Annotated in this window: 13 protein-coding genes; all 13 read left to right on the top strand. The window is 66.0% G+C overall.

What is annotated here, in order from left to right; translation table 11 throughout:
* Positions 1-219 precede the first annotated feature (219 nt).
* The 13 genes from ACSYAO_RS09860 (at position 220) to fliE (ending at position 13,015) form a co-directional block, all read left to right on the top strand.
* Positions 220-1,440: a flagellin gene (locus tag ACSYAO_RS09860; protein WP_087786535.1), complete on the top strand. Its 1,221-nt coding sequence runs from the start codon at positions 220-222 to the stop codon at positions 1,438-1,440.
* A 234-nt stretch (positions 1,441-1,674) separates the two neighbouring features.
* Positions 1,675-2,895: a flagellin gene (locus tag ACSYAO_RS09855; RefSeq protein WP_099562400.1), complete on the top strand. Its 1,221-nt coding sequence runs from the start codon at positions 1,675-1,677 to the stop codon at positions 2,893-2,895.
* A 243-nt stretch (positions 2,896-3,138) separates the two neighbouring features.
* Positions 3,139-4,359: a flagellin gene (locus ACSYAO_RS09850; protein ID WP_100437622.1), complete on the top strand. Its 1,221-nt coding sequence runs from the start codon at positions 3,139-3,141 to the stop codon at positions 4,357-4,359.
* A gap of 215 nt (positions 4,360-4,574) precedes the next feature.
* On the top strand, positions 4,575-5,927 hold the full coding sequence (fliD, locus tag ACSYAO_RS09845) for a flagellar filament capping protein FliD (RefSeq protein ID WP_049460612.1): 1,353 nt from the start codon (positions 4,575-4,577) through the stop codon (positions 5,925-5,927).
* Between the two features lie 130 nt (positions 5,928-6,057).
* On the top strand, positions 6,058-6,477 hold the full coding sequence (gene fliS, locus ACSYAO_RS09840; protein ID WP_049460610.1) for a flagellar export chaperone FliS: 420 nt from the start codon (positions 6,058-6,060) through the stop codon (positions 6,475-6,477).
* The gene (locus ACSYAO_RS09835; RefSeq protein WP_049461874.1) at positions 6,477-6,776 is read left to right on the top strand and encodes a hypothetical protein; all 300 of its coding nucleotides are present in this window, start codon (positions 6,477-6,479) and stop codon (positions 6,774-6,776) included. The genes fliS and ACSYAO_RS09835 overlap by 1 nt, the downstream gene beginning before the upstream one ends.
* Positions 6,773-7,351, top strand: coding sequence for a PilZ domain-containing protein (locus ACSYAO_RS09830; RefSeq protein ID WP_049460606.1), 579 nt, complete (start codon positions 6,773-6,775; stop codon positions 7,349-7,351). Before ACSYAO_RS09835 ends, ACSYAO_RS09830 begins: the two co-directional genes overlap by 4 nt.
* A gap of 91 nt (positions 7,352-7,442) precedes the next feature.
* Positions 7,443-8,075 (top strand): response regulator, encoded by a 633-nt coding sequence (locus ACSYAO_RS09825; protein WP_049460605.1) that lies wholly within the window; start codon positions 7,443-7,445, stop codon positions 8,073-8,075.
* A gap of 329 nt (positions 8,076-8,404) precedes the next feature.
* Positions 8,405-9,814 carry an RNA polymerase factor sigma-54 gene (gene rpoN / locus ACSYAO_RS09820; RefSeq protein WP_049460602.1) on the top strand — a complete coding sequence of 470 codons (1,410 nt, stop codon included), beginning with the start codon at positions 8,405-8,407 and terminating at the stop codon, positions 9,812-9,814.
* A 14-nt stretch (positions 9,815-9,828) separates the two neighbouring features.
* Positions 9,829-10,206 (top strand): response regulator, encoded by a 378-nt coding sequence (locus tag ACSYAO_RS09815; RefSeq protein WP_049460600.1) that lies wholly within the window; start codon positions 9,829-9,831, stop codon positions 10,204-10,206.
* Positions 10,203-11,711: a sigma-54 dependent transcriptional regulator gene (locus tag ACSYAO_RS09810; RefSeq protein ID WP_049460598.1), complete on the top strand. Its 1,509-nt coding sequence runs from the start codon at positions 10,203-10,205 to the stop codon at positions 11,709-11,711. The genes ACSYAO_RS09815 and ACSYAO_RS09810 overlap by 4 nt, the downstream gene beginning before the upstream one ends.
* A 186-nt stretch (positions 11,712-11,897) precedes the next feature.
* Positions 11,898-12,314 carry a hypothetical protein gene (locus ACSYAO_RS09805; RefSeq protein WP_049460596.1) on the top strand — a complete coding sequence of 139 codons (417 nt, stop codon included), beginning with the start codon at positions 11,898-11,900 and terminating at the stop codon, positions 12,312-12,314.
* 335 nt (positions 12,315-12,649) lie between these two features.
* A complete protein-coding gene (gene fliE, locus ACSYAO_RS09800) occupies positions 12,650-13,015 on the top strand; it encodes a flagellar hook-basal body complex protein FliE (RefSeq protein ID WP_005409552.1) in 366 nt (121 codons plus the stop codon).
* The last annotated feature ends 5 nt before the right edge of the window (positions 13,016-13,020 follow it).

The raw sequence follows: 13,020 nt of genomic DNA, 5'->3' as shown, positions 1-13,020 counted from the left end.
GTCGCGCGGCACTCCCCCGGGCCGCGCGACGAAGGCCGCTGAACCGCAGCCCGCCTGGGCTGCGGCACCCAACCACCGCCCTTCGGGACGGTGGCGTTGGCGTTTGTGCTAAAGACCGCCTTCCTGGCGCCGTTACTGGACCTTGCAAACGCGAAACACCTTCGCGTCGTGCATCGGTCGGCCACCTCGCGCCGGCCTTCGCCCACAGGAAGAGAAAAAATGGCACAAGTCATCAATACCAACGTGATGTCGCTGAACGCTCAGCGCAATCTGTCCACCAGCGGCAACAGCCTGGCGACCACGATCCAGCGCCTGTCCTCGGGCCTGCGCATCAACAGCGCCAAGGACGACGCCGCCGGCCTGGCGATCTCCGAGCGTTTCAGCACCCAGATCCGCGGTCTGGACGTTGCCGTGCGCAACGCCAACGACGGCATCTCGCTGGCCCAGACCGCCGAAGGCGCGATGGTTGAAATCGGCAACAACCTGCAGCGCATCCGTGAACTGTCGGTGCAGTCGGCCAATGCCACCAACTCCGACAGCGACCGCGAAGCACTGAACGGCGAAGTCAAGCAGCTGACCTCGGAAATCGACCGCGTTGCCCGCCAGACCAACTTCAACGGCACCAGCCTGCTGGACGGCACGTTCTCCGGCGCGCAGTTCCAGATCGGCGCGGATGCGGGCCAGACCATTGGCATCAACTCGATCGTCAATGCCCGCACCAGCTCGCTGGGTTCGGGTCTGTTCGCCGCAACCCAGACGAGCACTGCCGCAGTGGTGGCTGATGCTGCGGAGTCGGACGGCAAGATCACCGGCATGGAGATCAATGGCGTCGCCATCGCTGATGTGAGCTTCAAGGCCGGCGCAACAGCCAGCGACATCAACAACGGCATCGTCAACGCGATCAATGACAAGATGGACCAGACCGGCGTCTACGCCAAGCTGGACAAGGACGGCAATCTGGAGCTCACCTCGCTGAAGTCGGGCAAGGATTTCACCTTCACCGCCGGCACTGCCGACGGCGGCGGCACTCCGGACGCTGACCCCGCCAATCCGCCGGCCGATCTGGCCATTGACTTCGCTGGTATCGGCGGCACTGCCACCGCGGTTGTCGCTTCGGAGAAGAAGACCGTCGCCGACCTGGACATCACCACGGTGGAAGGCGCCCAGCGCGCTCTGTCCATCGTTGACGACGCATTGACTTCGGTGAACTCCTCGCGTGCCGACATGGGTGCGATCCAGAACCGCTTCACCTCCACCATCGCCAGCCTGAACACCACCTCGGAAAACCTGTCGGCCTCGCGCAGCCGTATCCGCGACACCGACTACGCCAAGGAAACCGCTGAACTGACCCGCACGCAGATCCTGCAGCAGGCCGGTACCGCGATGCTGGCCCAGGCCAACCAGTCGCCGTCCAGCGTGATGAGCCTGCTGCAGGGCTGATCCCCCGCACCGGTTCATGCAACACCACGGAAAGGCCGCCTTCGGGCGGCCTTTCTGCGTGTGGGCGAGAGCGGAATCACGCCCCCGTTGACATTGGCGAAAAAACTTTTCGCGCAGTCCCTAAAGGTCTGGCGCGGGGTGTCGTTATTGGTATCAACGGGGCACAACACCCCAGCGGTCCTCCCCCGGGGACCTCCCCTTTCCAGCACCAGATACAACTCTCGGAGAACGGCAATGGCACAAGTCATCAACACCAACGTGATGTCCCTGAACGCACAGCGCAACCTGTCGACCAGCGGCTCCAGCCTCGCCACCACCATCCAGCGCCTGTCCTCGGGCCTGCGCATCAACAGCGCCAAGGACGACGCCGCCGGCCTGGCGATCTCCGAGCGTTTCAGCACGCAGATCCGCGGCCTGGACGTTGCCGTGCGCAACGCCAACGACGGCATCTCGCTGGCCCAGACCGCCGAAGGCGCGATGGTTGAAATCGGTAATAACCTGCAGCGCATCCGCGAGCTGTCGGTGCAGTCGGCCAATGCTACCAATTCCAGCAGCGACCGCGAGGCACTGGATGCCGAAGTCAAGCAGCTGACCTCGGAAATCGACCGCGTTGCCCGCCAGACCAACTTCAACGGCACCAACCTGCTGGACGGCACGTTCTCCGGCGCCCTGTTCCAGGTGGGTGCTGATTCGGGCCAGACGATCGGCATCAGCAGCGTTGTAAACGCCCGCACCAGCTCGTTGGGTTCGGGTCTGTTCGCTGCAACGCAGACGAGCGATGCCGCAGTGGTGGCTGATGCTGCGGAGTCGGACGGCAAGATCACCGGCATGGAGATCAATGGCGTCGCCATCGCTGACGTGAGCTTCAAGGCCGGCGCAACGGCCAGCGACATCAACAACGGCATCGTCAACGCGATCAATGACAAGATGGACCAGACCGGCGTCTACGCCAAGCTGGACAAGGACGGCAATCTGGAGCTCACCTCGCTGAAATCCGGCAAGGATTTCACCTTCACCGCCGGCACTGCCGACGGCGGCGGCACTCCGGACGCCGACCCCGCCAATCCGCCGGCCGATCTGGCCGTTGACTTCACCGGCATCGGCGGCACTGCCACCGCGGTTGTCGCTTCGGAGAAGAAGACCGTCGCCGACCTGGACATCACCACGGTGGAAGGCGCCCAGCGCGCTCTGTCCATCGTTGACGATGCATTGACTTCGGTGAACTCCTCGCGTGCCGACATGGGTGCGATCCAGAACCGCTTCACCTCCACCATCGCCAGCCTGAACACCACCTCGGAAAATCTGTCGGCCTCGCGCAGCCGTATCCGCGACACCGACTACGCCAAGGAAACCGCTGAACTGACCCGCACGCAGATCCTGCAGCAGGCCGGTACCGCGATGCTGGCCCAGGCCAACCAGTCGCCGTCCAGCGTGATGAGCCTGCTGCAGGGCTGATCCCTGCCCCGTTTCAGGCAACACAGAAAGGCCGCCTTCGGGCGGCCTTTCTGCGTCTGCAGCTCCGGGCTCTGGCAGTAACGCGAGCGCATGAACACGACCTGCAGAACACCGCAAATTCCCGCTAAAGACAGTTGACATGTCGCCGTTATTGATATCAGCCGAGGCATTAAAACTGCAACGGCCCCTCCTACGGGAGGCCTCTCAACCGTCGGCGACATCATCGCCACCAGGAGCAAGAAAATGGCACAAGTCATCAATACCAACGTGATGTCGCTGAACGCCCAGCGCAACCTGTCCACCAGCGGTTCCAGCCTGGCCACCACCATCCAGCGCCTGTCCTCAGGCCTGCGCATCAACAGCGCCAAGGACGACGCCGCCGGCCTGGCGATCTCCGAGCGTTTCAGCACCCAGATCCGCGGTCTGGACGTTGCCGTGCGCAACGCCAACGACGGCATCTCGCTGGCCCAGACCGCCGAAGGCGCGATGGTTGAAATCGGCAATAACCTGCAGCGCATCCGCGAGCTGTCGGTGCAGTCGGCCAACGCTACCAATTCCAGCAGCGACCGCGAGGCACTGGATGCCGAAGTCAAGCAGCTGACCTCGGAAATCGACCGCGTTGCCCGCCAGACCAACTTCAACGGCACCAGCCTGCTGGACGGCACGTTCTCCGGCGCCCTGTTCCAGGTTGGCGCGGATGCAGGCCAGACCATTGGCATCAACTCGATCGTCAATGCCCGCACCAGCTCGCTGGGTTCGGGCCTGTTCGCCGCAACGCAGACGAGCACTGCCGCAGTGGTGGCTGATGCTGCGGAGTCGGACGGCAAGATCACCGGCATGGAGATCAATGGCGTCGCCATCGCTGATGTGAGCTTCAAGGCCGGCGCAACAGCCAGCGACATCAACAACGGCATCGTCAACGCGATCAATGACAAGATGGACCAGACCGGCGTCTACGCCAAGCTGGACAAGGACGGCAATCTGGAGCTCACCTCGCTGAAGTCGGGCAAGGATTTCACCTTCACCGCCGGCACTGCCGACGGCGGCGGCACTCCGGACGCTGACCCCGCCAATCCGCCGGCCGATCTGGCCATTGACTTCGCTGGTATCGGCGGCACTGCCACCGCGGTTGTCGCTTCGGAGAAGAAGACCGTCGCCGACCTGGACATCACCACGGTGGAAGGCGCCCAGCGCGCTCTGTCCATCGTTGACGATGCATTGACTTCGGTGAACTCCTCGCGTGCCGACATGGGTGCGATCCAGAACCGCTTCACCTCCACCATCGCCAGCCTGAACACCACCTCGGAAAACCTGTCGGCCTCGCGCAGCCGTATCCGCGACACCGACTACGCCAAGGAAACCGCTGAACTGACCCGCACGCAGATCCTGCAGCAGGCCGGTACCGCGATGCTGGCCCAGGCCAACCAGTCGCCGTCCAGCGTGATGAGCCTGCTGCAGGGCTGATCCCCCGCACCGGTTCAGGCAGTACAGAAAGGCCGCCTTCGGGCGGCCTTTCTGCGTCTGTGACCGCGGCCGGCGTCCAGCGCCCCCCCCGGCTGGCACAGGCCTTGCAGCGGCGCATGCATCGGCGCACGCATGTGCGCTCAAGCTTCCATTCCGGCGGCCGATAGCCATTGCAACGGCAGTGGCTTCGCCCGCCCACAGCACAAGGACTTCTCATGGCCATCGGCACCATCGGTACCGGTCTCGACATCCCCACCCTGGTTGCGCAGCTGGTTGCCAAGGAGCGCGAGCCGCAGGAAAACCAGATCAACGCGCTGGGCACGGCGGCGACCTCGAAGCTGTCGGCCATCAGCACCATCAAGAGTGGCCTGTCCAATCTGCAGACCGCGCTGGCCGCTTTGGTCAAGAGTGCCGACAACCCCGGCTACAAGACCACCCTGGGCACCGATGTCACCTTCACCGCCGCCGTCGATACCGGCGACAACGCCACCAGCCCGGTGGCCGGCACCCACCAGGTGCAGGTGCAGCAGCTGGCACAGAACCAGAAGCTCAGCTCCAAGGCATTCGACAAGGATGCGGCGATCGGCGGCGGTAAATTGACGATCGGCTACGGCGACACCAGCCTGGACGTGGACATTGCCGCCGACAGCAAGCTGGCCGACGTGGCCAAGGCGATCAACAAGGCCTCCGGCGGCAAGGGCGTGGTCGCCTCGGTGGTGACCGCCGACGATGGCCAGCACCTGGTACTGACCGCGGTGGATTCCGGCGAAGCCGGCGCGATCACGGTCACCCCGTCCGGCGGCAACGGCACCCTGGATGACCTGGCTTACGACGGCACCGCCTCCTCGAAGATGGAAGTGATGGTGGAAGCCAAGGACGCGATCGTGATCGTGGACGGCTTCACCCGTACCTCCAGCTCCAACACCATTTCCGACCTGGTGCCGGGCGTCACGCTCACGCTGACCAAGGCCAACCCGGACGTGAAGCAGACCCTGACCGTCGGCCGCGACAACAGCGCGCTGAAGGCCAACCTGACCGCCTTCGTGACTGCCTACAACGCGATCAACACGCAGCTGAAGTCCGCCACCGCCTACAACAGCACGACCAATACGGCCTCGGCACTGACTGGCGATGCCATGGTGCGTGGCCTGCAGCAGCAGCTACGCGGGCAGCTGAGCCCCAACGTGAATGAACTGAAGGCGCTGGGCATCACCCTGGCCACCGACGGCACCTTGACGCTGGACAGCACCAAACTGGACGCGGCCATCGCCAAGGACCCCGAATCGGTCGCCAACATGTTCGGCGCCGACGGCAAGGTCGGCAAGTCGATGACCGACATGCTGAAGAGCAACCTGGACGCCACCACCGGCACCATCACCCAGCGCACCAACACGCTGAACAAGCAGATCAAGGATCTGGAAAAGCGCCTGGACGATCTGGATGCGCGCATGGAACAGGTGTCCACCCGCTACACCAAGCAGTTCACCTCGATGGAGTCGCTGGTCAGCCAGATGCAGACCACCAGCGACTACCTGACCCAGCAGCTGGCCAAGAAGACCAGCAGCTGAACCCGCACGGCGGCGCTCAAGTTTGGCGCCGCCGGCGCCGATACAAACAGCAACACAATGCAGGGCCCGTGGCGGGCCCTGATGCCACCGACAGGCCATGCGCCGGGTGGCCAACCAGGAGACTCATTCAATGTACGGTTCCAGCCGTCAGTACGCAGAGCAGTACCGCAAGGTCGGGGTGAACACCGCCGTGTCCGACGCCGACCCGCACAAGTTGGTTGCACTGCTGCTGACCGGAGCGTGCGAACGCATCCGCCTGGCCGAAGCCTGCATCGAGCGCAACGACCAGGCGCGCAAGGGCAAGGCCATCGGCGAGGCCTGCGCCATCGTCGGCCACCTCAATGGTTCGCTGGACCATGAGGCCGGCGGCGAGATCGCCGGCAATCTGTCGGCGCTGTACGACTACGTGCAGCAGCGCCTGACCGAAGCCAACCTGCACAACGATGTGGTGGCCCTGCAGGAAGCCCTGCAGCTGCTGACCGAGATCGACGCGGCCTGGAATGCGATTCCGCAGGACCAGCGCCAGCGCGCCGCCGGGGCTCCTGCCTGATGGACGCCGTGCTTGCCCCGCTGCACGCCGAACTGGACGCCCTAGACGCTGCGCTGACCACCGTTTCGGGCGAAGACTGCGCCGCGCTGCTGGGCCAGTACGATGCCAACCTGCGCAAGGCCATGGACGTGCACGGTGCGATCCTGGGCGCCGATGCGCTGCAGGGCCTGCTGCAGCACCAGCACGACCTGAGCGCGCGCATGCGCCTGCTGCGCGATGAAGCGGCCAGCCACCTGCAGCAGGGCCGCACCTCCCTTCGCGCAGCCCATGCATACCTGCAGGCAGAATCGCTGGCATGACCCTGCTGCCGACCACCTCGCTGCACCACCCGGCCGAAAGCGAGCTGTTCGACGAAACGCTCAGCTGCGAACTGGCCCTGCCTGCCGAGTACCAGGCCGGCAGCGCGCTGGGCCGTACCGGCAATGCCGAAGCCCTGCTGCGCAGCCTGGCCCTGGTGGAAGACAGCAGAGTTGACGAGCACGAGGAGCGCAGCGAAGCCACCCTGCAGCTGCAGCGCCTGGAAGCCAAGCTGGACCTGACCATGGTGCTGCTGGGCCGGCTGGTGCGCCAGCAGGGCCACGACCTGCCCCTGCGCCCGGTACGCTGGTCGCGCCGCGGCATCCGCCTGCAGCTGGGCCCGCGCAGCGGCGCCAGCCCGGGCCAGGCCGGCGTCGTCCGCCTGCAGCCCAGCGACTGGCTGCCCGACCATATCGACCTGCCGGTGGAAGTGGTGGCCGAAGCCGCCGACGGCAGCGGCGGCCACTTCCTGTGGCTGCGCTTCAGTCATCTGGGCGATGGCCTGGAAATGGCCATGGAACGCCACCTTTTCCGTCTACACCGTCGACAGGTTGCCGAAGCGCGCCGGGCGCGCTGAACGCCGTCACCGTAGTGCGTGGCCGACGGGCCTTGGCGGGCCCGTTCAGCTAAGTTAAGGTGGACTCCCCTCACGGACCTGCTGCGTGCCTGTGCGAGTTCTCATCGTCGACGATCACACTCTGGTTCGCGCCGGCCTGGCGCGGCTGTTGCAGGGGTTTGCCGACGTGCAGCTGGTGGCCGAAGCGAGCAACGCCGAACAGGCGCTGCAACTGGCCCTGCAGCATGCACCTGACGTGGTGCTGATGGATCTTTCCCTGCCCGGCCGCACCGGCCTGGAAGCGCTGAGCGACATCCGCCTGCGCGCACCCGGCACCCGGGTGGTGATGATGACCATGCATGACGACGCCGCCCATGTGCGCGATGCACTGGACCGCGGCGCCGTGGGTTTCGTGGTGAAGGATGCCGCGCCGCAGGAACTGGAACTGGCCCTGCGTGCCGCCCATGCCGGCCAGGTGTTCCTGAGCCCGCAGATCTCGGCCAAGATGCTGGCGCCCATGCTGGGCCGCGAAAAGCCCACCGGCATTGCCGCGCTGTCGCCGCGCCAGCGCGAGATCCTGCGGCAGATCGGCAAGGGCGAAAGCAACAAGGAAATCGCCGCCGACCTGGGCATCAGCGTGAAGACGGTGGAGACCCATCGCGCGCGCATGATGGAATCGCTGGGCTGCCGCCGCGCCAACGATCTGCTGCTGCTGGCCGCCCGCCACCAGCACGAGTTGGAATGATCGTCCGCCGGAAACCCCGCGCATTGCGCGTTGGTCGACCAACGGTCGACCCTACCGACCCGGGCCCTGCATCGGCGACGACTTCCCGTCACCCCGACAGACCCTGACAGGTTTCCGTACAGCCCGACCCACCTTTGCCCGGCTTTGCTCACCAGCAATCAACGATTTAGCCGCGGCCATCGTCAACTTCCCGCGCTTTCGTAGGGATTTCCCCTACAGCGTGTCGGGAACTCAACCAAGCGCCTCAGGAACCCCCCGATTCCGGACCTGCCGGATCAAAAGCAAGATGTGTTCCACAAGGCGCCGGGGAGCGGTGCCGGGGAACCACGATGAAGGCTGCACTCTCGACCCAGCTGGGCCAACAACTACACCTGACGCCGCAGCTGCTGCAGTCGATCCGCCTGCTGCAGCTCGATGGCCTGCACCTGGAACAGGAAATCCAGCGCCTGCTCGATTCCAATCCGCTGCTGGAAATCGAAGAAGCCGAGGCACCCGTTGCCGACGCCAGCGATGCCACCGCCACCACCCTGGAAACGGCGGCCTTCGATGAGCTGCCCGAATCGTCCATGTGGGACGTGGCCGGCACCAGCTGGCAGGACGGCGACGATGACCGCATGGCGCGCATTGCCGCCGGCGAATCCAGCGACCCGCAGCTGCGCGTGCTGCAGCGCCTGGCACTGGACCTGGACGACCGTGGCCTGGCCATCGCCGCGTTCTGGCTGGAACACTGCGATGACGCCGGCTACCTGCAGGCCCCGCTGGCCCAGCTGCACCTGCTGGCCAGCGCCCAGTTCGATGTCGACGCCGCAGGCGTGGAAGCCATCCGCCAGCAGCTGCTGCACGGCGAACCGGCCGGCATGGCCGCGCAGGACCTGCGCGAATGCCTGCTGGCCCAGCTGTACAGCCTGCAGGGTCTGGTACCGGGCCGGCACCTGGCCGGGCGCATCCTGGAAGGTGCGCTCGACGCCCTGGCCGCCCACGACTACCTGGCCCTGGCCCGCCAGCACGACGCTGAAGTGGACGACGTGCGTGAAGCGGTGCGCCTGATCCTGTCCCTGCAGCCGCGCCCGGGCGACAGCCTGCAGACCGACAGCAACGTGGCCGTGGTACCGGACGTGGTGGCCTGGCATACCGACGAGCAGTGGAAGGTGGCGTTGAACCCGGCCACCAGCCGCCGCGTGTCGATCAACAGCCAGTACGAACAGGCCCTGGCCGATACCGCCGATGCCGCCCCTGCCCTGCGCGAAATGCTGCAGGAAGCCCGCTGGTTCAGCCGCGGCCTGTCCATGCGCTACGACACCCTGCTGCGCACCGCGCGGGTGATCGTCGAACGCCAGGCCGCCTTCCTGGTCCGTGGCGACGAAGCCATGGCACCGCTGACCCTGAAGGAAGTGGCCGAAGAAATTGGTATGCACGAATCCACCGTTTCGCGCATCACCACCGGCAAGTACCTGCAGACCCCGCGCGGCACCTTCGAATTGAAGCACTTCTTCGCCGTGCGCCTGGAAGGTGCCAGCGTGTCCGGGCAGGCCGTGAAAGCCATGGTGCGCCGCCTGATCGACGCCGAGCCGGCCGGCCGCCCGCTGGCCGACGAGGCCATCGCCGGCCTGCTGTCGCGACAGGGGGTGAACATTGCCCGCCGAACCGTCGCAAAATACCGCGAACAACTGGATATCGCTCCGGCCCGCGAACGGCGCCGGATCAGCGCCAGGCAACCCCAGCTGGCCCGGGTGGGCTGAAAAGGATGTTGGACATGAACAAGCTCACAGTGCTGCTGGTCGATGACCATGAAGGTTTCATCAACGCCGCCATGCGTCATTTCCGCAAGATCGACTGGCTGCAGATCGTTGGCAGCGCCGGCAACGGCCTGGAAGCGATCGAGCGCTCGGAAAGCCTGCGCCCGCAGGTGGTGCTGATGGATCTGGCCATGCCGGAAATGGGCGGCCTGCAGGCCACCCGCCTGATCAAATCGCAGGATGATGCCCCGTACATCGTGATTGCCAGCCACTTCGACGACGTCGAGCACCGCGAACACGCGCTGCGCGCCGGCGCCGACAACTTCGTCAGCAAGCTGTCCTATATCCAGGAAGTCATGCCGATCCTGGAAGGCCTCAGGGAGGATAGATCGTGAGCGAATCGCGCATCCTGGTACTGGACAACGATGCCGTGCGCGCCGAGCGCACCGTTGCCCTGCTGGAATTCATGGATTTCAACCCGCGCTGGGTCTCCGACGCGGCCGATTTCGACCTGGGCCGCCAGCGCCAGAACGACTGGATGGCGGTGATCGTCGGCAGCCTGGACGAAAGCCCGGCCAGCACCGCGCTGTACGCGTGGCTTGGTGGCAGCAGCCTGCCGCCGCCGGTGCTGCTGGCCGATGGCGATGCCGCCACGTTCGCCCACCAGCATGGCCTGCACGAAGCCAACATCTGGCCGCTGGAAGCACCGCTGCGCCACGCGCAGATGGAAGCCCTGCTGCGACGTGCCAGCCTGAAGCGGCTGGATGCCGAGCACCAGGCCGGCGCCGTGCAGGACCAGGGCCCGACCGGCACCGGCCCGGCAGTGACCACCCTGCGCACCATGATCGAACAGGTGGCCGCCTTCGACACCACCGTGCTGGTGCTGGGCGAATCGGGCACCGGCAAGGAAGTCGTCTCGCGCGCCATCCACCAGCGCTCGCCGCGCCGTGACGGCCCGTTCGTTGCGATCAACTGTGGCGCCATTCCGGCCGACCTGCTGGAAAGCGAACTATTCGGTCACGAAAAGGGCGCCTTCACCGGCGCACTGACCGCGCGCAAGGGCCGTTTCGAAATGGCCGAGGGCGGCACCCTGCTGCTGGACGAAATCGGCGACATGAGCCTGCCGATGCAGGTGAAGCTGCTGCGCGTGCTGCAGGAACGCAGCTTCGAACGCGTGGGCGGCAACCAGACCATCCGCTGCAACGTGCGCGTGGTCGCCGCGACCCATCGGGATCTGGAAAGCCGCATTGCCGAAGGCAAGTTCCGCGAGGATCTGTTCTACCGCCTGAACGTGTTCCCGATCGACGTACCGGCCCTGCGCGAACGCCGCGAAGACCTGCCCGCGCTGGTGGAAACCATCGCCGCGCAGCTGGCCCGCACCGGCCGTGGCGAAGTGCGCTTCACCCCCGAGGCCCTGCAGGCGCTGGCCGGCTACGAATGGCCGGGCAACGTGCGCGAACTGACCAACCTGGTCGAGCGCCTGGCCGTGCTGCACCCGGGTGGCTCGGTGCGCGTGCAGGACCTGCCGGCCCGCTACCGTGGCGACGCCGCGCTGGCCCCGGTGGCGCCCGCCCCTGCCCCTACGCCGGTGGCCAGCAGCGAAGACCGCCTGGACCTGCGCAGCTTCTCCTTCCACACCCCCGGCAGCGGCGGCCAGCCGGCGCTGGAACACGGCATCGCAGTGAACCGCGCCAACGCCCCGGCGGCCCTGCCCGACGACGGCCTGGACCTGCGCAACCACATGGCCAGCATCGAACTGGGCCTGATCAACGAAGCCCTGGAACGCACCCAGGGCGTGGTTGCCCACGCCGCCCAACTGCTGGGCCTGCGCCGCACCACCCTGGTGGAAAAGCTGCGCAAGTACGGCATCGAACGCGAGCAGGCCGAACTGGCCGGCTGAACCGCGCCACCAGCATGAAGGGGGCACGAACGCCTGGGCTCGCCCGGGCGTTGGTGTTTTGGGCCCCTGGGCTCACATCCCCTTGCTGCGGAGCGGGATCTGAGCCCATTGCTTTTGCACGTTTTCCTAGAGACAACACCGCCGCAGTGCGGAGCATGGCGAGGACACCCCCAAGGAGGTTCCACCATGCATCGCCTTGCCCTGCTCGCCACCCTGCTCTGCCCGGCCCTGGCCACCGCGGCCAACTGCACGCTACCTGTCACGCTGGACCAGCGCCACTTCACCAACCTCAGCGATCCGTTGTATGCGCCGGACAATCCGAACGCCGGACGCATGGTGCAGGTCAGCTTCACCGGCAACCAGTACGTGCTGGATATCCTCGGCACCGACCTGCGCATCGGCGGCAGCTACCGCTACCAGCGCCTGGCCCCGCATATCGCGGAGATCCAGATGAGCGAAAGCCACCCGGCCGGCCCCGCACGCTACACCCTGCTGCTGACCTGCCTGAGCGACCGCCAGGGCCGCTTCATCTACACCCAGCACGACGGCCCCATCGCGCCGCGCCAGCGCCAGAATTCCGGCCACTGGACCCTGCAGCCGTAGGCCAGAAAACCGACGCCGGTTAAATGGCGCCTTCAATGGGGTTAGAGCCCGTTGCGTTGCAACGGGATCCGACCCCGTGCCGACCAACGGTCGGCACCCACCATCAGTAGCAGGTTTCAACAGATCGCGGCCACCTGTCGCCGGACCCAGCCCGCCACGCCACGGATAGCCCGATTTTGACGTTGACGTTGACGTTGATTCGGCGGGTGCAGGGCGCAGCCCTGCCAGCACACACACACCAGACCCTCACGTCACTGAATCGAAAACCGGTTTCGGCACGGCACTTGCACCTGCTCCAGCAGACAACCCCATCCCTGTTTCTGGAACCGTTGCAGATGTCCCACTCCGTCACTTCGATCCTTTCGCAGATCCGCTCCTATCAGACCCAGATGGGGCAGCCGGCGCTCAACCCGCTGGGCGAAACGCCGCGCAGCAACGCCCTGCCGGGCACGGTGCTGGACGCGCCGCAGGCCCAGCCGGCCAGCTTCACCGAAACCCTGCGTGGTGCGATTGCCGGCGTCAACGATGCGCAGCAGAAGTCCGGCGCCCTCGCCAAGGCCTTTGAAATGGGCGACCCCAGCGCCGACCTGGCCAAGGTGATGGTCGCCTCGCAGCAGTCCCAGATCGCCTTCCGCGCCACCGTGGAAGTCCGCAACCGTCTCGTCCAGGCCTACCAGGACGTGATGAACATGCCGCTGTAAGGAAC

The sequence above is a fragment of the Stenotrophomonas sp. STK16_22 genome (genome assembly GCF_051984505.1).
GTDB classification, from domain to species: domain Bacteria; phylum Pseudomonadota; class Gammaproteobacteria; order Xanthomonadales; family Xanthomonadaceae; genus Stenotrophomonas; species Stenotrophomonas maltophilia_A.
This window is presented reverse-complemented; position numbering and strand designations above follow the sequence as displayed.

Coding starts and splice junctions, on each gene's coding strand:
- ACSYAO_RS09860 (WP_087786535.1), top strand. CDS start 220: ATGGCACAAGTCATCAATACCAACGTGATGTCGCTGAACGCTCAGCGC.
- ACSYAO_RS09855 (WP_099562400.1), top strand. CDS start 1,675: ATGGCACAAGTCATCAACACCAACGTGATGTCCCTGAACGCACAGCGC.
- ACSYAO_RS09850 (WP_100437622.1), top strand. CDS start 3,139: ATGGCACAAGTCATCAATACCAACGTGATGTCGCTGAACGCCCAGCGC.
- fliD (WP_049460612.1), top strand. CDS start 4,575: ATGGCCATCGGCACCATCGGTACCGGTCTCGACATCCCCACCCTGGTT.
- fliS (WP_049460610.1), top strand. CDS start 6,058: ATGTACGGTTCCAGCCGTCAGTACGCAGAGCAGTACCGCAAGGTCGGG.
- ACSYAO_RS09835 (WP_049461874.1), top strand. CDS start 6,477: ATGGACGCCGTGCTTGCCCCGCTGCACGCCGAACTGGACGCCCTAGAC.
- ACSYAO_RS09830 (WP_049460606.1), top strand. CDS start 6,773: ATGACCCTGCTGCCGACCACCTCGCTGCACCACCCGGCCGAAAGCGAG.
- rpoN (WP_049460602.1), top strand. CDS start 8,405: ATGAAGGCTGCACTCTCGACCCAGCTGGGCCAACAACTACACCTGACG.
- ACSYAO_RS09815 (WP_049460600.1), top strand. CDS start 9,829: ATGAACAAGCTCACAGTGCTGCTGGTCGATGACCATGAAGGTTTCATC.
- ACSYAO_RS09805 (WP_049460596.1), top strand. CDS start 11,898: ATGCATCGCCTTGCCCTGCTCGCCACCCTGCTCTGCCCGGCCCTGGCC.
- fliE (WP_005409552.1), top strand. CDS start 12,650: ATGTCCCACTCCGTCACTTCGATCCTTTCGCAGATCCGCTCCTATCAG.